Source organism: Streptomyces sp. NPDC001851 (genome assembly GCF_040297165.1).
Lineage (GTDB): Bacteria > Actinomycetota > Actinomycetes > Streptomycetales > Streptomycetaceae > Streptomyces.
Window position 1 is genome coordinate 227,075 of record NZ_JBEOYR010000013.1, and the last position, 19,500, is coordinate 246,574.

The window sequence follows — 19,500 nt, forward strand, 5'->3', positions numbered from 1 at the left end:
GGGCGTTTCCCGGCCATGCACCCGGAATGACCCCTGCCGCGTCGCCCCGCAGCCCACTAGATTCAGTTCATGGCGGATGAGAAGCGCGAGATCGAGCGCAAGTACGAGTCCGACGACGGCGGCCTGCCCGACCTCACCGGCGTCGGCGGCGTGGCGGCCGTCCTGGACAAGGGCCTGATGGAACTCGACGCCACCTACTACGACACCGCAGACGAGCGTCTGGCCGCCGCCGCGCTCACCCTGCGCCGCCGCACCGGAGGCTCGGACGCCGGCTGGCATCTGAAGTTCCCCGTCGCTCCCGGGGTGCGGGACGAGATCCGCGCCCCGCTCTCCGACACGGTCCCCGAAGAGATCGCCGCCCTCGTCCGCTCCCGGGTCCGGAACGCCGAGCTGATCCCCCTGGTCCGGCTGCGCTCCGCCCGAGACGTACGCCACCTCGTCGACGCCGACGGCACCCTGCTGGCCGAGGCGAGTGTCGACGCCGTGACCGCCGAGCGGCTCACCGGCGGGGGCGGCGCGGCCCAGTGGACCGAGATCGAGGTGGAACTGGCCGACGACGGCGACCCCGCCTTCCTCGACCTGGTGGAGAAACGGCTGCGCAAGGCCGGGTTGCGCCCCTCGGCCTCACCGTCCAAGCTCGCCCGCGCCCTGGAACAGACCGCCACGGAACAGACCGCCACGCGGCAGGCCGGCAAGGAACAGAACCCCACGCGGCAGGCCGCCCCAGGGCAGGCCCCAGGACGCCGGCGCGGAAAGAGCAAGCAGCCCGCGCCGCCGGAGACGGCCGGCGATCACGTCCTCGCCTATCTGCGCGCCCAGCGGGACGCACTGGTCGAGCTGGACCCCGCCGTCCGCCGGGACGTGCCCGACTCCGTGCACCGCATGCGGGTCGCCACCCGCCGGGCCCGCAGCACCCTGCGCAGCTTCCGCTCCGTCCTCGACCGCGCCGTCACCGACCCCGTGGGGGCCGAGCTGAAGTGGCTCGCGGGCGAGCTGGGCCTCGACCGGGACCAGGAGGTGCTGGCCGAACGCCTGCGGGCCGGCCTCGACGCCCTCCCGCCGGACCTGGTCACCGGCCCGGTCCACGCACGCCTCACCTCCTGGGCCGAGAACCGGCACGGCGGGGCACACTCCCGTGTCACCGGTGTCCTGGACTCCCGCCGCTACCTGGCCCTGCTGGAAACCCTGGACGCCCTGCTCACCGACCCACCCCTGCGCAAGGCCGCCGGGAAGCAGCCGGAGAAGGTCCTCGCCAAGGCCGTGGACGAGGACCTCGCGACCCTGTCCGCCCTGGTCGAGCAGGCGATCGCCGCCCCGCCCGGCGAGGAACGCGACATCGCCGTGCACGAGGCACGTAAGAAGGCCAAGCGCACCCGGTACGCGGCCGAGGCGGCCACCCCGGCCCTCGGGAAACCGGCCGGCTCCCTGACGAAGGCCATGAAGTCCCTGACCACGCTCCTCGGCGACCACCAGGACAGCGTCATGACCCGGCTGACCCTGCGCGAGCTGTCCGCGGTGGCACACGCGGCGGGGGAGAGCGCGTTCACGTACGGGGTGCTGTACGGGCGGGAGGAGGCCCGGGCCGCGCGGGCCGAGGCGGAGCTGCCCGGACTGTGGACGGAGATCAGGTCCGCGGCCTCCGGCTGAGCGTACGGGGGAGGCCGCCGGTCGGGTTACGCTTGATGGTCACCCCTGTCAGCTCACGAAGGTTCGCGAGATGCCTGCCGAAGCCGCCGAGTCGGTGTTCCCGCAGCTTGAAGCACTGCTCCCGCACGTGCAGAAGCCCATCCAGTACGTCGGCGGAGAGCTCAACTCCACGGTCAAGCCGTGGGACGAGTGCGACGTCCGCTGGGCACTCATGTACCCGGACGCGTACGAGGTGGGTCTGCCCAACCAGGGCGTCATGATCCTCTACGAGGTCCTCAACGAGCAGGAGGGCGTCCTCGCCGAGCGCACCTACAGCGTGTGGCCGGACCTGGAGGCGCTGATGCGCGAGCACCGGGTCCCGCAGTTCACGGTGGACACCCACCGCCCGGTGAAGGCCTTCGACGTGTTCGGCCTGTCCTTCTCCACGGAGCTGGGCTACACGAACATGCTCACGGCCCTGGACCTCGCCGGGATTCCCCTGGAGTCGAAGGACCGCACGATCGACGACCCGATCGTCCTGGCCGGCGGCCACGCGGCCTTCAACCCCGAGCCGATCGCCGACTTCATCGACGCGGCGATCATCGGCGACGGCGAGCAGGCCGTGCTCGACATGACCCGGATCATCCGCGAGTGGAAGGCCGAGGGCCGCCCCGGCGGCCGCGAGGAGGTCCTCTTCCGCCTGGCGAAGACGGGCGGGGTGTACGTCCCGGCGTTCTACGACGTCGAGTACCTCCCCGACGGCCGTATCGCCCGCGTGGTCCCGAACAAGTCGGGCGTCCCCTGGCGCGTCTCCAAGCACACGGTCATGGACCTGGACGAGTGGCCGTACCCGAAGCAGCCCCTCGTCCCCCTGGCCGAGACGGTCCACGAGCGCATGTCCGTGGAGATCTTCCGCGGCTGCACGCGCGGGTGCCGCTTCTGCCAGGCCGGCATGATCACCCGCCCGGTCCGCGAGCGCTCGATCACGGGCATCGGAGAGATGGTCGACAAGGGCCTGAAGGCGACGGGCTTCGAGGAGGTAGGCCTCCTCTCCCTCTCCTCGGCGGACCACTCCGAGATCGGCGACATCGCCAAGGGCCTGGCGGACCGCTACGAGGACGACAAGATCGGCCTGTCCCTCCCCTCCACGCGCGTGGACGCCTTCAACGTCGACCTCGCGAACGAGCTGACGCGCAACGGCCGCCGCTCCGGCCTGACCTTCGCCCCCGAGGGCGGCTCGGAGCGCATGCGCAAGGTCATCAACAAGATGGTGTCCGAGGAGGACCTCATCCGCACCGTCGCCACGGCCTACGGCAACGGCTGGCGCCAGGTGAAGCTGTACTTCATGTGCGGCCTGCCCACGGAGACCGACGACGACGTCCTGCAGATCGCCGACATGGCGACACACGTCATCCAGAAGGGCCGCGAGGTCTCCGGCTCGAACGACATCCGCTGCACGGTCTCGATCGGCGGCTTCGTCCCCAAGCCGCACACCCCCTTCCAGTGGGCCCCGCAGCTCTCCGCGGAGGAGACCGACGCCCGCCTGGCCAAGCTCCGCGACAAGATCCGCGGCGACAAGAAGTACGGCCGCTCGATCGGCTTCCGCTACCACGACGGCAAGCCGGGCATCGTCGAGGGCCTCCTCTCCCGCGGCGACCGCCGCATCGGCGCGGTGATCCGCGCGGTGTACGACGACGGCGGCCGCTTCGACGGCTGGCGCGAGCACTTCTCCTACGACCGCTGGATGGCCTGCGCCGACAAGGCCCTCGCCCCCTACGGCGTGGACGTCGACTGGTACACCACCCGCGAACGCACCTACGAGGAGGTCCTCCCCTGGGACCACCTCGACTCCGGCCTGGACAAGGACTGGCTCTGGGAGGACTGGCAGGACGCCCTCGACGAAACAGAGGTCGAGGACTGCCGCTGGACCCCGTGCTTCGACTGCGGCGTCTGCCCCCAGATGGACACTCGGATACAAATCGGCCCGACCGGCAAGAAGTTGCTTCCTCTGACGGTCAAGAACGCAGGTCCGACGCCGGCTTCGAGCGGTCACACGCACTGAGGTGAGCGAGGCACTCGATCGGGTGATTGAGGCACTGGCGGGGGTGAGCGAGGACGAGGTGGCGGCTGCACTGGCTGCGGTCGGCGCTTCGGTCCCTCGCCTGTCCCTGCCGCTGACGTCCTAGCGGACGCCGCTGCCGGGCCCCAGAAGTACCCCGCCATCGTCTCCGAGGTGGAGTGGGTCTGAGGCCCATTCCGGGTGCGCGACTCTGCCTGACCCCGCGAGCCCCCTTGCCTGATCGAAAGGGGGCTCGTTGGCGTTCGGTTCGTCCGGTGATGCCACCACTGTCGGCGACCCAGTCGGGGCGAGAAGACGGCGGGGCCCAACATCTCGCCGACCGCATGAACAGGCCACAATGGGCTGGGAGGGGCGCGTTGACACCCTGACCCTGGCAAGCCCGGAGAGTAGCGAGGAACACCGGAGAGAGATCCGGGAGACCGCAGGTCAGCGAATCGCCAGCTCAGAGCCGGCCCACATACGCGATCTTCCAAACCAGCAACGCGGGTTCGATTGCCGCCCGCGCTGAACGCCGAAGGCCCGGGCAAGAGGTTGTTTCCCTCTCCCTGGGCCTTCAGCCGTTCCTGGGACGGGTCCAAGCCTCCGGCGGCGCGCTCAGCGCTTGAAGGAGCCCTTGGTCTGTTCCTTCGTGCCCCGCATCTTGCCTCGCGCTTCGAGAGCGGCACCTTTCGCCGCGAGGGTTTCCTTGTGCATCGCGTGGGCCGCCGTCCGCACGGTCTTTCCGACGATCTGTTCGGCCTTTGCCTTGGCCCGTTCTCCGGCGCTCATCTCGGTACCTCCGTGGGTCTCACTGGCCGTGTGCCCCTTGAGGCAAAGGATGAAGCCACCCTTGTGGGCCGCGTTGGCAAGGGGCGGCCGAGGTCCCCCCGGGCCCGACGCGGAGGGGTTCCGGATCCGCTCCCACCTGGATGATCGCCTCGATGCCTTCGTGGCGGCGGCACCTGTCGCAATGGACGGCCCGCTTCGCGTGAGGGGATCGGAACGATGTCAGTGGCAGCTCAGCCGGGGACGTGCAGCCCCGCCGACTGCGCCGTCTCCGGTGAAGCACGTACCCCCATGCAGAAGCCGAGCACGTCCTTGCGCGATCCCGTCCCGCAATCCACTCGAGCGCAGTACTCTCAGGCGGGCGCTACGGATTGGAGGGGGGGATGATCAACCGTCCTGACCGAGTTCTGATGGCCAGGGACAGTCTTACCTATATGGCGCGAAGATTGCGGACGTTCTCTGCCTTCGGTGCATCCTGGCTTTCCGCCATAGTCGTACTTGGTAAGTTCGGGGTGCTGCCATTCTCCATTTTCGCGGCGATGTTGGCTTTGGCTGCAGTTCTGTTTTGGTTGTTTGATCCGGTATGGGGGAGGCGGCGAAATCGGATACGCGCGGGCGATGGGTATGATGCGCTTGATGAATTCGACTCGGTCTATCGGCGCGTGCGCATTCTGCAATCTGAAAAGGCGCTGGATGTAGCGAAAATTAGACGCGAGTACGCTAATTTCGTCAACGTTGATGCGCAGGGCTACTGGGAGCGCCTAGAGGTGGTGGAGGCGCAGATTGAGGGCGAGGAAGTTCAAGCCGGTATCGAGGCGCTTAGTGACATGCTCGGGGGTGCGCGAATAGATCCCGACTCTTCTGAGACCCACAAGGCCGTGGAGTACGCGGCGTCGAGTGTTTTGGAAGTTTTCCATCTCATCGGACCTCCCCCTCCAGGGATAGCTGAATCGCGTGACAATAGCGGGGGAGATGCGCCCGACTCCGGGGCGGGAGTTTCTTGGAGGGGTCGTGCCTGAGCAAGATGGCGAAAACCTCCTCCCCTCTCGCTCTGAAGACGTCTTCGCATCCATGAATGCGTGGTCGAATCTTCCCGCGGCGCATCTCAAAGTGGCGTTGAACTTCTGGGATGCGCACGAGCGGAGAAATCACGAATACCGAATGAAGCAGGAAGAGAATCGTAACCGCCTCGATGTTGCGGGTATGGTTTGCGCGTTTGTTATCGCGGCAGCTTCAGTAGGGGGTGCAATATTCTTCGGGGTTGAGCATGACCCCTGGATGGCTGGTGTAATGCTCAGTCCGAGCGTGTTCGTGATTCTGAAACTGTTCATCACGCGCAAGGGGGACAAGTCGGATCTTAAGGCGGCGGGGTCGACTCTCAACGAAATCTCACAGCTTAGAGGTTCACCCCCTGCCCAATGACGGGCTCGCCTGTTCTCTGCCGCCCCAAAACGCCCATGCGCGCCGGCCGTGGCGTTGGCTTCCCTTGACGGCAGTTCTTGACGGCAACAGCGGTGGACGTTGCCGTATCCGAAGACGCGACGCATACGGACACAAGCCACGCCCCGTCAGAGCTAGGACCCGAATCCCCCTCTTGACCGTGCCACGCCAGAAGCCTCAAGCCTGCCCGACTTGGTCACCAGACCACCACATACGGCATCAGACGATCGCCTCGGGGCTCGTCCGCCCATGAACGCAGGTGAACGGCCCTGTACGTCACCCAACAAGGCACCAACGGACTTGGAAAGCGGGCGCCTGCTCCAGCGGCAGTGCCGTAATCAGTGCGCGGCCAGCGCTGGCAGGTCTCTCCCCGCGCCATGGCCGTTCGCACAGGTCAGCGCCCCAACCCGCCGCAATGCCCGCAGCTTCCCAAGCTGAAGGACCAGGCCGCCAACCGGAAGAGGAAAGGCCGCCGGGGCGGCCGTCCCACGTGTCACGACGGCGATCTTTACAAGGAGCGGAACACCGTTGAGCGGCTCATCAACAAGTTGAAGGCATGGCGGGGAATCGCGACTCGATACGACTGCCCGAGAGCTACCTCGCCGGCCTCCACCTCCGTGCCTCGATGAACTGGATCAACGACCTTCTGAGGGCAACTACCTGATCACAACATCACACAGGCCCTAAGGCGTCGCCGTGGTCTGTTCGGTGGTCAGGCGGGCCCGCCAGTCACGGACGTAGTCATGGGAGAGGGAGGCCAGGCGGGCTATCTCCGCGTCGTCGCGGCCGTCGGCCCACGCCAGTATCCGGGTCACGGTGCGGTTCCGCGCGGCGCGGAAGTCCCTGAGCATGCTTTCGAGACGTTCGACCTCCTCGCCTTCGTAGATAAGCTGCCGGTCGACGGAGGCCCGTTCGTCGGCGCGCAACCGCTGCAGATAGGCGGACAGGCCCGTCAGGACCAATCCCTCCTCGTGCGCGGCTCTCTGGAAGCGTTCGGCCAAGGCCGCCAGCACACAGTCCGGCACATCGGCGAGCGTGGCTCCGGGGGGCTTGGCCGCCTCCCAGGTGCCCCTGCCGGCCTCTGTTGTCTCCAGCCAGGTGCGGGCCTCCGTCGGGGAACGGTCGCCGCACGCCCGGGCGCGGTAGGCGTACAGGGCGGCTCGGTGGCCATAGAAGGTGAAACCGTCCTCGATCTGCCGGTCGCCGGGGCGGCACATCCGCCCCGGGACACCGCCGTAGCCCGAGTCGGGCCGGTAGTCGGCGTAGGCCTCCAGTTCCGCGTCGGTGGCCACTCCCCAGGACGGGTCGCACAGGTCGGGGTTGCTCGCGAGGAACGCGCCGACCTCGACCCGCCACGCGGGGACGGGGCTCATCCGGAGCCTGGGCCAGACGACCGCTCCGGAGGGAGCGAAGGTGTAGGTGGCGGCCTGCTCGATGTCGTCCCAGGCGGTGGCGGCCTCGGCGGACCACTCCAGTTCGCCGGCCGGTCCCGTACGGTGTATCGAGTCCACGAGCCGCTGTACGGCGGGGAGTATGCGCAACGCGAGCGCATGCAACTCCTCGGCGGTGAAGAAGCGCCAGGAGTAGCCGCGCTGCTCGTCGTGCGCGAGGTGGGTCAGCAGGTACACGAGAACGCCGGGGGCCGGCAGCGTCCCGTCGCCGAGTGCGCTGCGCGGGACACCGGGGAGCTGGCGCTCCAGGTGCTCGCGCGAGGCCCGCCAGTCGACGTCCCCGAACCAGACCGCACCGCTCTGCGCGTCGATGGCCAACCACTGGTGGTATCCCACGCCCGGGCCGTACCGCTCCTCTTGCTGCTCGGCGTCTTCGTCGTGCCAGACGTATTCGGCGGGGGGCGGGTTCAGCTCCACGGCCACGAAGCCCTCCTCCGGGCGGTAGCCGGTGAGGATGCGGGCCGTGATCGGTGCGCTGTCGGCGGCGGTCATGAGGGGTTTCCTCTCGGTGGAACAGCAACCGCCGCAAACCGTAGTGCGCCCGTCGACCATTAGTTCAATTTTCAGTCATTTACGCCTGGCACGACACGGCAGGCGGACACCGCCGGGGCCTCGGCGTCACGCGAGGTCTACGCGCATGCAAGCGGCCACCAGGTTGGCCGTATTTCACATGGCCTCCATGTTTTGCTCACTTCATGTGAACCCGACGATCGACGGCCCCGGGGTATGCCTGCGACCTGCGGCGAACGGTCCGGTCGCCGAGCAGACCCATTGCCTGGCCCGCTGTGTCGTCGTCGCAGGTCGGTGGCGCCCGGCAAAGCACAGCCGGAGCGGCTCAGTCGCTCAGCAGCCGCCATGCGGTGAGGGCGAGTGCGGCCCGTAGCAGTCCGGCGGGCTCGGTGAGGTCGATGGCCAGGGTCTTTCCGATCTGTTCGAGTCGGCGGGCGACGCTGCTGTGGTGCAGGTGGAGGAGGTCGGCGGCCCGGCGCAGGGAGCCGGCCGCGCAGTAGGCGTCGAGGGTCTCCAGATCTGCCGGGTTGCCGGCGATGCGGGCGATCGCGGCCACGTCGGCGTTGTCTCGCGCGGCGTTCCGGGGTAGCTGTGCGAGGAGGGCCAGCGCCCCCAGGGCGTCGTGGTGGACGACTGGCCGGCGTGCGGTGGTGAAGCGGAGGGCGGTGCGGGCTTCCCGCCAGGACCGGTCGGGGCTTTCGGCGGCGCCGATGCCCGCGCGCACTCCTGCCGGCACCCGGGCCCGGTCCACGGTGGTCGCGAGGATGACGCCCACGTCGGCGAGTGGTGCCGCCTTCACCGGGCGGGTCGGGCAGAGCAGGCGGCCGACCTGGTCGAGGGGAAGCGGGGACCGTACGGCGACGACGTGGACCGGCAGGTCGGCGGCGAAGCCCAGGAGCCGCAGCGCCCGAGCCCTGGCCGCCTCGTCACTGTCCGCGCTGATCACCAGTTCGACGAGGGCGGGGTCGGCCATGGTGGTGCGGGCCGGGCCGTACCGCTCGACGACCGCCGCCGCGGCGATGGCGAGCCGGTCCAGCAGCACATCATCGAGCGGGACGGGCGGACCGGGCCGCTCCAGCCACACCGTGCCGATCTCCTCCTCGTCGAGGGTGATCGGCGTGGTGGCGGACACGGGGTGCCGCGGGGCGGGCGCTTCCCTGCCATCGGGCGACATGCGGATCGACTGCCCCGTGCCGTGCAGCCTGATCCCGGCCACGCACTCCGCCAGGCCCGCCGAGGCCCGGGCGAGCGCCGGGAGATCCACCCGTCGACGCATCAGCGTGTCGTAGAACATGACCACCCGGATCGCGCCTTCGACTTGCGCGTCCAGTTGTGACAGTCGTTCGGCCAGTGCCTCCATGTCAGGAGGATAGGCGCCGATCGGTGCGCAACGCGGGTGGGATGCCCGACAGTTGGCGGATGATCCCAGGCGGTGGCGCCCGTCAGGATGGCCGGCATGGATCCCGAACTCGAAGCATTCATCCCCCTGTTCCCCCGAGTCGATCTGACCGACCCGGTCACCGAGCGCAAGAGCTTCGCCGGCTTGGCGGCCAGGCTGCCGCCGGCGGACACCGCGGGTATGGAGATCGCGGACCGCACCGTTCCGGCCGATCCCGACGTGCCGGTGCGGATCTACCACCCGCACCAGGCACACGGCGGCGTCATCGTCTGGCTGCACGGCGGCGGATTCGTGATGGGCGACCTGGACTCCGAACACCCGTGGGCCGCCCGGATCGCGGAAGCCTCCGGCGCGGTGGTGATCTCGGTGGGCTACCGGTTGGCCCCCGAGCACCCGTTCCCGGCCGCCCTGGACGACGCCTTCGCCGTGCTGAACTGGACGGCCGAGCACGCGGCCGAGCTCGGCATCGCCCCGGAGCGGATCGCGGTCGGAGGCCACAGCGCCGGCGCGGGCCTCGCAGCCGGGCTGGCGTTGCGGGCACGTGACCAGCAGGGCCCCCCGATCCGCTACCAGTTGCTCAACCAGCCCCAGCTCGACGACCGGCAGGAGACATGGTCGCAGCGGAACTTCACCGGCACACCCTGGATGAACCGCGACAAGGTCACCGCCTCATGGCGGCACTACCTCGCCTCCGCCACTGCCACGCCGTACGCCGCCCCCGCGCGGGCCACCGATCTGTCCGGCCTGCCGCCCGCCTACCTCGCCACCGCGGAACTCTGCCCGAACCGCGACGAGGACATCACCTACGCGCTGCGCCTGCTCCAGGCGGGCGTGTCCGTGGAACTGCACCAGTGGCCCGGCACCTTCCACGGCTCGCAGGCGATCCTGTCCGCCGAGGTGTCGCAGCGGCAGATCGCCGAACTCGCCGCGGTCCTGCGCCGAGCCCTGGCCGAGTGAGCCGTGGATGTCGAAGAGCACGGGGATTGCCCCGCTGTACGCATCGGTCGAGAGAGGACGAGTGCCGTGAGGAGCCGACTGGCGGTACGTGCCGGCGTGGCCGCGCTGAGTGTAGGTGCGGGCACGGTGGCGGCGGTTCCCGCGCCCGACGGGAGTGGGTCCGCGCCGACCGGCAGCACGAGTCCGTCAACCGGCCTGGACCCCGCCGAGCTGCAGGCCGCCCTGGACGGTGTCCACCGCGCGGGGATACCGGGGGTGTACGCCGAGGTGCGCGACGCCGGCCAGGTATGGCGCGGCGCCTCCGGGGTCGCCGATGTCGGGACCGGGCGTCCCGTCAGGCCCGACATGCGGCAGCGGGTCGGCAGCATCACCAAGACCTTCACCGCCGCCGCGATCCTGCAGCAGGTCGAGAAGGGCCGGATCCGGCTCGACGCGCCGATCGGCGACCATCTGCCGCAGCTGGTGCCGGGAGAACGGGGCAGGAAGATCACGGTGCGGATGCTGCTCAACAACACCAGCGGCATCCCCGACTACATCTCCTGTGCGTTCCCGTCCCTCCAGGAGACCCCTTCCACGCCGGAGACCTCGCCCAGGAGCCTGGACGACAACCGGTTCAGGCAGTTCGAACCGGCTGAGCTGATCGAGATGGGGCTCACGGCACCTCCCGCCGGCGAGCCGGGAGAAACTCCCGGGGCGTATTCCAACACCAATTTCCTGCTTCTCGGCCAACTCCTGGAGAAGGTAACCGGTACCACGGCCGAGAAGTACATCACCCGGAACGTCATTGAGCGCGCTGGGCTCCGGCACACCGAGTTCCCGACCGGGCCGCACGTCAAGGGGCCGCACTCGCGGATGTACGAGGCGCTGTACGGCCTGATCGACCCGCCGCGCGACTACAGCGTCTACACCATGTCGTGGGTGACCACCGGCGCCGGTCTGGTGTCGACCATGGACGACGTCAACCGCTTCTACCGCAGGCTGCTCGACGGCGAGATTGTCAGCCGGTCATCGCTGGCGCAGATGCAGCGCACCGTCCCGGTCATCGCCCTGGACGGGACGATGGTCGACTACGGCCTCGGTCTGCACAGGTTCCGGATCCCGGGCTGCGGCACCTTCTGGGGCCACGACGGCACGGTCTGGGGAGCCACGACGATGTCCCTGACCCGCGCCGACGGCAAGCGGCAGATGTCCGTCGCGATGAATCTCGCCAGGTGGAACCGGCCGGACTCCGCGGGGAAGCCGCGGCGCCACCCCATCGACGACGCGCTGGCGACCCTGTACCGGCAGGCCATGGGCGACAGGGGAAGCGTCCACGCCGAGGACGCCCCGCTGGTTCCGCCGTCGAGCCCGTAGCCCGGGATGACGATCCGGCCCGCCGAGGTGCCGCAGCGGCAGAGCGCCGAGCTCGGCGCCGCCCGTCGCCGCGCCGCGGTCGAGCGAGTGGGCCGGCCACGGCGCGGCCGGCCAGGCCCGGACCGGCAGGCCACCTCCATCGCCTGTGTTCCACCCCGAGCGGGACGGCTGGCAGTTGATGACCTTCCATGGGGAGACCGGCGCCGACGTCCACGCGGACCATGGGGAGGTCCACCCCGAGGCGGATGAAGTCGTCTCCTGCCTCACTGGCGGCATACGCCTCGTCTTCCGCCCGGAGCAGCCGGGAGAAAGGGAGGAGGAGGTCAAGCTGACGGCGGGAACCGCGGTCATCGTGCCGCGCGGGCGATGGCACCGCATCGCGTTGGACGCCCCCGGCGACCTCATGTCCCTCACGCTGCCACGTGGCAGCCGCCTGGAGAAGCGGACCGAGGCCCGGTAGTGAGTGGCGTGACCCGTGCCGCTGGGCAGCCTCCGAGCCGGGCCGAGGGGGCGGATTAGGATCGGGCGGTGATCCACAGCGAGGAGACCGTCGCGGCCGAACGGGACCGGGTACGGCAGCGCCCCCCGGCCGAGTCGGCTCCGCCGGTGCTGGCCGCCTTCACCGTCGATGTCGCCGACGGTGTCGCCGAGGCGTACGCGCGGCGCGTACGCGATGTCCTTTCCGCCGCGCTCCACCTGGCCTGTACGGCGGAGTTCGGCGACGAGGACCTGCCGGCGGATGCGTTCCCCGGCTGGTTCACGGCGGTCTCCGCCCGCGACGGTGAGGTGCGGGAAGGGTTCGCCCGGGACGGGCGCGCCGCGTACCTGCGGCGGAGTGCGGAAGGTCCGTGGGATCTGCAGAACTGGATCTACCGGTTCGATCCGGACGAGGACTCCCGCGGCTGGGAATTCTGGGATGCCGTGCCGGTGGGGCCGGGGCAGGTCCGTGTCTGGGTGGACAGCTGGGGGGAGTCCTTCTTCGGCTCCCTTGACCTGCTGTGGCTGCTGTACACGGCCGGTGCCGCACACGTCGAGGGGCCGGAGGTCCGCAGGGCGGGCAGGTGGGTGTCCGAGGCGGGCGGCCGGTGACGGAGGCAGACGGCCGGTGACGGAGGCAGACGGTACGGCTGACCTGGTTCATGCGCACCCGCAGAGGACACTCGCGGCATTCACCCACACCTACAAGAGGCGCCTCGGTCCGTGCGGGCTCGTCGCCCGCGTCACCCTCGATGTCCGGCCCATGGCCGAGCCGCCGCGCGAGGCGCGCCGCGTCGGTGGCTCAGGTGTCTGGTGGCAGCCGCCACCGGGGCTCACCTCGGGGGACGAGAGGTGGATGGCGTTCGGTCTCGGGCTGGTGGCAGGGCAGCTGGACGCTCTCAGCGGCGGAATCGGCGCCCTGCTGGTGCGGGTGGACGACTGGGACGTGCCCATGCTGACGGACTACCAGGAGGAAGTCGCCGCCGCGGCCGTCATCGAGGGTCTGCGGGAGCACTGCGGCATAGCCGGCATCGGCATCGGCCTGGCCTTCGACCGGGACGGGAATCGCTATCGGTTCACCTGGGGCGGTGCGCCGGCGTAGCCCGCCGGTCCGGGGTGATCCGGAGCGCCCGCGCCTCATTTGCCGCATTCGCCTGCTCACTCGCTGTCGAAGCCATGGATACTCCTGGTGACGGGGGCGGCTGATCGATTCGGTGAAGGAGGCTTCCGGTGCCGGTGCTGGCGCGATCGTGGCGATGGGGCCGGTTGCTCCTGGCCCTGGTCGTCACCGCCGGACTGCCGACCGCTGCCACGCCCTCCGTCCGGGCGGCGACCGACGCGGGGGCCGGCAGCATCCCGCAGGACCTCACCCGGTACGTCAACCCGTTCGTCGGCACGAAGAAGACCGGTGGTACCAGCTACGACGGAGGCAACACCTTCCCCGGCGCCGACGCTCCCTTCGGCATGGTGCAGTGGAGCCCGGACACCCGCAGTCCCCGGCCCGGCGGGTACGACTACACCGACCACGCGATCCGCGGCTTCAGCCTGACGCACCTCTCCGGCGCCGGCTGCACGGCCGCCCAGGACCTGCCGTTCATGCCCCACGCGGGCGCGGTGGCCGAGTCTCCGGCCAGCGCGCCCGACGCCTATCTGGACGGTTTCTCGCACGACGCCGAGTCGGCGCGGCCCGGCTACTACGGTGTCACGCTCGCCTCCGGCACGAAGGTCGAGCTGACCGCGACCCAGCGCTCCGGGGCCGGCCGCTTCACCTACCCCGCCGGCAGCACGGCGTCGCTCCTCATCGGGCTCTCCGGCTCCCAGCGCGGCGCGTCCGACGCCCGCGCGACCATAGACGAGGCCCGCCGCACGGTCACCGGCTATGTCGGCGGCGGCGGCTTCTGCGGCAGCGGCAACCGCTACCGCGTCTACTTCTCGGCCACCTTCGACCAGCCCTTCGCCTCTGTCGGCACATGGCACGACGGCACCGTCACCCCTGGCGCCAGGAGGGTCGGCGCGGCCACGGGCAAGGGCGGCGCCTACGTCACCTTCGACACCGCCCGGTCACCGACCGTGGGCGTCAGGGTCGGCCTGTCGTATGTGAGCATCGCCGGCGCCGCCGAGAACGCGGCGCGGGAGCAGGGCCCGGCGTCGTTCGACACCGTTGCCGAAAGGACCCGGACCCGGTGGAACGCCCGGCTGCGCCAGATAGAGGTCGCCGGCGGCACCGGCACCCAGCGAACGACCTTCTACACGGCCCTGTACCACTCGCTCCTCCAGCCCAATGTCTTCGACGACGTGAACGGCCGGTACATCGGATTCGACGGCCGGATTCACAAAGCCCGCGACGGCCACCACCAGTACGCCAATTTCTCCGGCTGGGACATATACCGCTGTGAGGCGCAGCTGCTCGCCCTCCTCGCACCGGACGTGGCCTCGGACATCGCCCAGTCCATGTACAACCAGGCGCACCAGGCCCATGACGTGTGGGACCGGTGGTCGGTCGACAACGACTTCGCGGGCGTCATGAACGGCGATCCGTACCACTCGATCCTCGCCAGCATCTACGCCTTCGGGGCCACCGATTTCGACGCCGGGGCAGCCCTGGCGTCCATGGTCAAGGGCGCGACCACGATCCAGAAAACCGGCGCCCGTCATGTCGAGCGGCCCCATCTCGCCGACTATCTGTCACTCGGATACGTGCCCGACGACGCGTCGACCACCCTTGAGTACACCACCGCCGACTTCGGAATCGCGGCGCTGGCCGGACGGCTCGGGGACACCGGCACGCAGACGACGTTCATGAAGCGGGCACAATACTGGCGGAACCTGTTCAACCCCGCCAGTTCCTGGATTCAGCCGCGCAGCCGCGACGGCTCCTTCCCGTCGCCGTTCAACCCGGCCGACGGGAAAGGCTATGTCGAGGGCAATGCCGCCCAATACGAGTGGATGGTGCCGTACGACCTCGCCGGGCTTTTTACGGCGATGGGCGGCGACGACGAGGTCGTCCCCCGGCTCGACGAGTTCTTCAGGGAATTGAATGCCGGGCCGGCCGAGCCGCACGCCTTCCTGGGCAACGAACCGTCCCTGAACTCTCCCTGGGTGTACGTCTACGCGGGCGCCCCCCATCGCACCCAGGACGTGGTCCGCCGCGCCGTCAACACGCTGTGGGGCCCCGGCCCCGGGGGCGAGGCCGGCAACGACGACCTGGGCACCCTGTCGTCCTGGTACGTCTGGTCGGCGCTCGGCATGTACCCGCAGGTGCCGGCCCGGGCCGAACTGGTGCTGGCCAGTCCCCTGTTCCCGGCCGTCACCGTGCATCGGGACGGCGGCCGGTCGATGAGAATCCACGCGCCCGGCGCGGACGCGGACACGCCCTACGTGCACGCCTTGAAGGTCAACGGCGTCAGCTCCTCCCGGGCCTGGCTCCCGGAGTCCTTCGTGCGCGAGGGCGGGACCCTCGACTACACGCTCAGCGACACCCCCGATACGGCCTGGGGCGCCGCGGCAGGAGACGCCCCGCCGTCCTTCCGCGGCGGGCAGACCCCGTCCCGGCACCACTGTGCATCGCGAGACTGCCGCGCCGGACGATGCCACCGCCATCCCGGCCGGGGCCGGCACCACCGTCCGGGCGGGTGCCACGCGCGCGGCCACCACCGGGAGACGGGAATTCATTGACCGGGAACACCGTGTTTTTCCAGAAATAGGCATGTGCCTCAAGGGCGTGTCAAATGAGGCGCCGCCGCATTTTTAGTACCGTGTGGTATAGCGAAGTATCACCGCAGGTCACGCCTTCCGGGTAACGAAGGAGGCCAATGTCCATCCACGGTTTCGGTGGACTTTCTGCACTCGAAGTCCACCCACTCCAGACTGTTCTCTGCGGAAGTGGCAGCCACCGCAAAAACACCATCGCCCTGGCCGGTCTACTGGCCTGTGTCGTCAACGGCGACACGATGACCAGCGTGCTGCACGCGGCCGCCTGGTTGGTGGTGGCGATCACCATCCTGGTTCTCGTGCAGCTGGTCGCGGCCCGCCTTCCTGCCGGGCGCCGTGAACTCAAACGGCCCAAGGAAAGGAGTCGTACGGCAGAATGACAGTCCGACCATGCGAATGTTGGCGAGCTCAGGTATCCGAGACCCGGTACCAGCGATATCCGAGGAAAAAGGAGGATGCTCGTCATGCGAGGAGCAGCGCCAGCAAGGACATGGTCGACCCGGGCGAGATGGGGAGTGAGGGTCGCCGGCGCCGGCCTGACAGCGGCCGCGGCACTCGGCGTCGCCGCCGGTCCGGCGTTGGCCCAGGCGGGTCCCCCGAGCAACGCGGGCGTGCAGCCCGTGGAAGTGGACGACAACCCGCCCGTGTCCTGTCCCGCGGGGGCGACCGGGTTCCGCGTGGAGGACCCCGCCACCGGCCCCGTCTCGATCCCCGGCGACGGAACCTTCCAGCTCACCGTCACCGACACCTCGGCGGGACAGGTGTTCAGCTTCAGCATCCCCGCGACTGATCACCGCGCCGCGGTCAAGGTCACCGCCAAGGGCGGCACCGGCGGCGCCAACGTCTACACGTACGACAGCACGACGGGCTTCCCCACCGGCATCACGATGGACGGATCGCTCCACACCCCCATCAACCCCAGCGGCAAGTTCGCGGACCTCAGCCACATCGACTTCTGCGTCATCCCCAGCACCTACTGACGGCGACCACCGACCGCGACCACTGACAGCACCTGCTGAGGAAGCGGCCGTCCGAGCCCCGTCCCGATTGCGAAGGCAAGCGACCCGGCGTTGCAATCAAGTGTGAGGCACTTCGGCGGCGCCGAGTCGGCCGACCGCCCCGCTCCCGGGACGGCGGCCGGCCGTAAGGGGCTCAGGAACGACGCCCTGGGCATGTTCTCCTCGGTGGCCATGGGCCTGGCGTCCACCGGCCCGGCGTACAGCCTGGCCGCGACGCTGGGCCTCATCGTGGCCGGGGTCGGACTGCAGGCGCCGATCGTCACGATGCTGGCGTTCATCCCGATGCTCCTGGTCGCGTACGCCTTCCGGGAACTCAACGCGAGCAACGCCGACTGCGGGACCACCTTCACCTGGGCCACCCGTGCCTTCGGGCCGCGCACCGGCTGGATGGGCGGCTGGGGTCTCATCGTCGCCAACATCATCGTCATGGCGAACCTCGCCGCGGTCGCCGCCGCCTACGGCTTCCGGCTGGTGGGCCTGGACGACCTGGCGGACAACCGGCTGTGGACCACCCTGGCGGGCATGGTCTGGATCGCCGCGCTGACCGTGATCTGCTACGTCGGCATCCAGGTCTCGGCGGCCGTCCAGCGCTGGCTGCTGTGCCTGGAAGTGGCGATGCTGGTCCTCTTCGCCGTCGCCGCGCTCGTCAGGGTCTACACCGATCCTCCGCCGACGGCGATCCATGTCTCCGCGTCCTGGTTCAACCCCTTCCGGGTGCCGTCGGCGACGGCCCTGACCTCGGGCTTCCTCGCGGGCGTCTTCATCTACTGGGGCTGGGACACCGCCTTCTCGGTCAACGAGGAAACCGTCGACAGCACCCGCGTCCCCGGCCGCGCCGCCGTGCTGTCCACCGTGCTGCTCCTGGTCATGTACGGGCTGGTGTCCACCTCCGCGCAGGCGTTCGCGGGAGTCGGCACCTCGGGCATCGGGCTCGGCAACACGCGCAACTCCGACGATGTGCTCTCCGGACTGGGCGAGGCCGTGTTCGGGAGCCAGGGCACGGGACTGCTGCTGTCGAGACTGCTGATCCTGATGGTGCTGACCTCCGCGCTGGCCTCCGCCGAGACCACCATCCTGCCGCTGGCCAGGACCGTCTTCTCGATGGCGGTCCACAAGGCGGTCCCCTCCCGGTTCGCCCGGGTCCACCGCAGGTTCCTCACCCCCACCTGGGGGACCGTCGGCATGGGAGCCGCCTCGATCGCGCTGTTCGGCCTGCTGGCGTCGTTCAGCCACAACGTCCTGGCCGACTCGATCGACTCCGTCGGTCTCGCGATCGCGTTCCAGTACGGACTGACCGGCTTCGCCTGCGTCTGGTACCACCGCAAGGTCCTCACCCGCAGCGCCCACGACCTGCTCTTCAAAGGCCTGCTGCCCGGACTCGGCGGGCTGGTCATGGCCCTGCTGTTCCTCTACGCCACCTTCGTCGTCTACGCGGACCCCAGGTACGGCACCACCACCGTCGACCTGCCCCTGATCGGCAGGACGGGCGGGGTCACGGTGCTCGGCCTGGGCGCCCTGCTGATCGGTCTCCTGCTGATGCCGCTCGTCACCCGTGGCCACGGCGTGGCCCTCAAGCTCCAGCGGAGCCTGCTCCCGCGCCGTCTGCCGCCGCACGCCGCCGTCGACTCGGCGAGCCGCTATCTGCCCGCCGACAGCGGCTCCGGGGTGGGCGGGGACTGGTACGACGTCATCCCCCTGTCCGGCAGCCGGGTCGGGCTGGTCGTCGGGGACGTGCTCGGCCACGGTCTGCGCGCCGCGGCCACCATGGGGCGCCTGCGCACGGGGGTCCGCGTCCTGGCCCGGCTGGACCTGGCCCCGGACGAGCTGCTGTCCCGGCTGGACGACCTGGTCGACCAGACCGGGTACGACGGCGGCCCCGGCCACGGCCCGGGCATCCGGCGGCAGCAGCCCGACGCGGCCATGGGCGTGAGCTGCCTGTACGCGGTGTACGACCCGGTCTCGGGCAAGTGCAGCCTGGCGCGGGCCGGGGAGTCGGTGCTGGCGGTCGTCGCGCCGTACGGAGGCGCCGTCGACCCTCTTCAGCTGCCGCCCGGACCGCCGCTGGGCGTCGGTGGGCCGCCCTACCGGAGCAGCGAAGTGGAGGTGGCGCCGGGCAGCCTCGTCGCCCTCTTCACGGACGGCCTCCTCCAGGCGGCCGACGACCGTGCCGCCGGGCTCGCGCAGCTGTGCCGGGTCTTCGACGGCGCGGAGGCGTCCCTGGAGGCGCTGTGCGAGAAGACGGTGACCGCGCTGCTGCCCGGGGCGGTGGACGTGGACGCGACGCTGCTCACGGTCCGCACCCGCCGGCTCGACCGGAACCAGTTCGCCGAGTGGGCGCTGCTCGCGGACCCGGCGGCGGTGGCGACCATCCGCACCGCCGTCACCAAGCAGCTCGGCGACTGGGGACTGGACGGCCTGGCGTTCACCACCGAACTCATCGTCAGCGAACTGGTCACCAACGCCATCCGCTATGCCGGCGGCCCGATCCAGGTACGCCTGATCCGCGACCGGACCCTGACCTGCGAGGTCTCCGACACCGGCCACACCTCGCCCAATCTGCGGCACGCCGCGAGCGATGACGAGGGAGGCCGGGGCCTGTTCATCATCGCCCAGATGACCCACCACTGGGGCACGCGCTACACCCCGACGGGCAAGACGATCTGGACCGAACAGGACCTGCCGTGACCGAGCGCACGACCTGGCCGGATCCGA

16 protein-coding genes and 1 pseudogene are annotated in these 19,500 nt (G+C 69.8%); 14 read left to right on the forward strand and 3 right to left on the reverse strand.

The window, feature by feature from the left end:
• The first annotated feature begins 69 nt into the window (after positions 1-69).
• Together ABT171_RS21175 and ABT171_RS21180 are read left to right on the forward strand one after the other, a co-directional pair.
• Positions 70-1,647, forward strand: a complete 1,578-nt coding sequence (locus ABT171_RS21175; protein WP_351245967.1) for a CYTH and CHAD domain-containing protein — start codon at positions 70-72, stop codon at positions 1,645-1,647.
• Positions 1,648-1,717: 70 nt separating this feature from the next.
• Positions 1,718-3,688, forward strand: coding sequence for a TIGR03960 family B12-binding radical SAM protein (locus ABT171_RS21180; protein ID WP_351245969.1), 1,971 nt, complete (start codon positions 1,718-1,720; stop codon positions 3,686-3,688).
• 612 nt (positions 3,689-4,300) lie between these two features.
• Here ABT171_RS21180 and ABT171_RS21185 read toward each other — a convergent pair.
• The gene (locus ABT171_RS21185) at positions 4,301-4,474 is read right to left on the reverse strand and encodes a hypothetical protein (protein WP_199840890.1); all 174 of its coding nucleotides are present in this window, start codon (positions 4,472-4,474) and stop codon (positions 4,301-4,303) included.
• Between the two features lie 380 nt (positions 4,475-4,854).
• On the opposite strand from ABT171_RS21185, the gene ABT171_RS21190 reads away from it, so the two are divergent.
• The 3 genes and pseudogenes from ABT171_RS21190 to ABT171_RS21200 all read left to right on the forward strand — a co-directional run.
• Positions 4,855-5,490: a hypothetical protein gene (locus ABT171_RS21190; RefSeq protein WP_351245971.1), complete on the forward strand. Its 636-nt coding sequence runs from the start codon at positions 4,855-4,857 to the stop codon at positions 5,488-5,490.
• On the forward strand, positions 5,483-5,893 hold the full coding sequence (locus ABT171_RS21195) for a hypothetical protein (protein ID WP_351245973.1): 411 nt from the start codon (positions 5,483-5,485) through the stop codon (positions 5,891-5,893). The genes ABT171_RS21190 and ABT171_RS21195 overlap by 8 nt, the downstream gene beginning before the upstream one ends.
• A 443-nt stretch (positions 5,894-6,336) precedes the next feature.
• Positions 6,337-6,575: pseudogene (locus ABT171_RS21200) on the forward strand (IS5/IS1182 family transposase); the annotation flags it as partial.
• A gap of 19 nt (positions 6,576-6,594) precedes the next feature.
• Here ABT171_RS21200 and ABT171_RS21205 read toward each other — a convergent pair.
• The gene (locus tag ABT171_RS21205) at positions 6,595-7,854 is read right to left on the reverse strand and encodes a hypothetical protein (RefSeq protein ID WP_351245974.1); all 1,260 of its coding nucleotides are present in this window, start codon (positions 7,852-7,854) and stop codon (positions 6,595-6,597) included.
• Positions 7,855-8,197: 343 nt separating this feature from the next.
• Entirely contained in the window at positions 8,198-9,232 is a 1,035-nt protein-coding gene (locus ABT171_RS21210; protein WP_351245976.1) for a helix-turn-helix domain-containing protein, read from the reverse strand.
• 96 nt (positions 9,233-9,328) lie between these two features.
• Between ABT171_RS21210 and ABT171_RS21215 the strand changes: the two genes are divergently transcribed.
• The 9 genes from ABT171_RS21215 to ABT171_RS21255 all read left to right on the forward strand — a co-directional run bounded on the left by ABT171_RS21215 (position 9,329) and on the right by ABT171_RS21255 (position 19,473).
• A complete protein-coding gene (locus ABT171_RS21215) occupies positions 9,329-10,228 on the forward strand; it encodes an alpha/beta hydrolase (RefSeq protein WP_351245978.1) in 900 nt (299 codons plus the stop codon).
• Between the two features lie 195 nt (positions 10,229-10,423).
• Positions 10,424-11,581 (forward strand): serine hydrolase domain-containing protein, encoded by a 1,158-nt coding sequence (locus ABT171_RS21220; RefSeq protein ID WP_351246018.1) that lies wholly within the window; start codon positions 10,424-10,426, stop codon positions 11,579-11,581.
• 145 nt (positions 11,582-11,726) lie between these two features.
• On the forward strand, positions 11,727-12,041 hold the full coding sequence (locus tag ABT171_RS21225; protein WP_503075894.1) for a cupin: 315 nt from the start codon (positions 11,727-11,729) through the stop codon (positions 12,039-12,041).
• Between the two features lie 68 nt (positions 12,042-12,109).
• Positions 12,110-12,670 carry a hypothetical protein gene (locus ABT171_RS21230; protein WP_351245980.1) on the forward strand — a complete coding sequence of 187 codons (561 nt, stop codon included), beginning with the start codon at positions 12,110-12,112 and terminating at the stop codon, positions 12,668-12,670.
• 16 nt (positions 12,671-12,686) lie between these two features.
• Positions 12,687-13,160 carry a hypothetical protein gene (locus tag ABT171_RS21235; RefSeq protein WP_351245982.1) on the forward strand — a complete coding sequence of 158 codons (474 nt, stop codon included), beginning with the start codon at positions 12,687-12,689 and terminating at the stop codon, positions 13,158-13,160.
• Between the two features lie 128 nt (positions 13,161-13,288).
• Positions 13,289-15,733 (forward strand): GH92 family glycosyl hydrolase, encoded by a 2,445-nt coding sequence (locus ABT171_RS21240; RefSeq protein ID WP_351245984.1) that lies wholly within the window; start codon positions 13,289-13,291, stop codon positions 15,731-15,733.
• Positions 15,734-15,870: 137 nt separating this feature from the next.
• Positions 15,871-16,149: a hypothetical protein gene (locus ABT171_RS21245; protein WP_351245986.1), complete on the forward strand. Its 279-nt coding sequence runs from the start codon at positions 15,871-15,873 to the stop codon at positions 16,147-16,149.
• A 135-nt stretch (positions 16,150-16,284) separates the two neighbouring features.
• The gene (locus tag ABT171_RS21250) at positions 16,285-16,749 is read left to right on the forward strand and encodes a hypothetical protein (protein ID WP_351245988.1); all 465 of its coding nucleotides are present in this window, start codon (positions 16,285-16,287) and stop codon (positions 16,747-16,749) included.
• Between the two features lie 102 nt (positions 16,750-16,851).
• Positions 16,852-19,473: an amino acid permease gene (locus ABT171_RS21255; protein WP_503075896.1), complete on the forward strand. Its 2,622-nt coding sequence runs from the start codon at positions 16,852-16,854 to the stop codon at positions 19,471-19,473.
• Positions 19,474-19,500: the final 27 nt, after the last annotated feature.

What these genes read in the sequence shown, in the direction of transcription:
- ABT171_RS21190 (WP_351245971.1), top strand. Translation starts at nt 4,855, where the DNA reads ATGATCAACCGTCCTGACCGAGTTCTGATGGCCAGGGACAGTCTTACC.
- ABT171_RS21185 (WP_199840890.1), bottom strand. Translation starts at nt 4,474, where the DNA reads ATGAGCGCCGGAGAACGGGCCAAGGCAAAGGCCGAACAGATCGTCGGA.
- ABT171_RS21205 (WP_351245974.1), bottom strand. Translation starts at nt 7,854, where the DNA reads ATGACCGCCGCCGACAGCGCACCGATCACGGCCCGCATCCTCACCGGC.
- ABT171_RS21215 (WP_351245978.1), top strand. Translation starts at nt 9,329, where the DNA reads ATGGATCCCGAACTCGAAGCATTCATCCCCCTGTTCCCCCGAGTCGAT.
- ABT171_RS21210 (WP_351245976.1), bottom strand. Translation starts at nt 9,232, where the DNA reads ATGGAGGCACTGGCCGAACGACTGTCACAACTGGACGCGCAAGTCGAA.
- ABT171_RS21245 (WP_351245986.1), top strand. Translation starts at nt 15,871, where the DNA reads ATGTCCATCCACGGTTTCGGTGGACTTTCTGCACTCGAAGTCCACCCA.
- ABT171_RS21175 (WP_351245967.1), top strand. Translation starts at nt 70, where the DNA reads ATGGCGGATGAGAAGCGCGAGATCGAGCGCAAGTACGAGTCCGACGAC.
- ABT171_RS21180 (WP_351245969.1), top strand. Translation starts at nt 1,718, where the DNA reads ATGCCTGCCGAAGCCGCCGAGTCGGTGTTCCCGCAGCTTGAAGCACTG.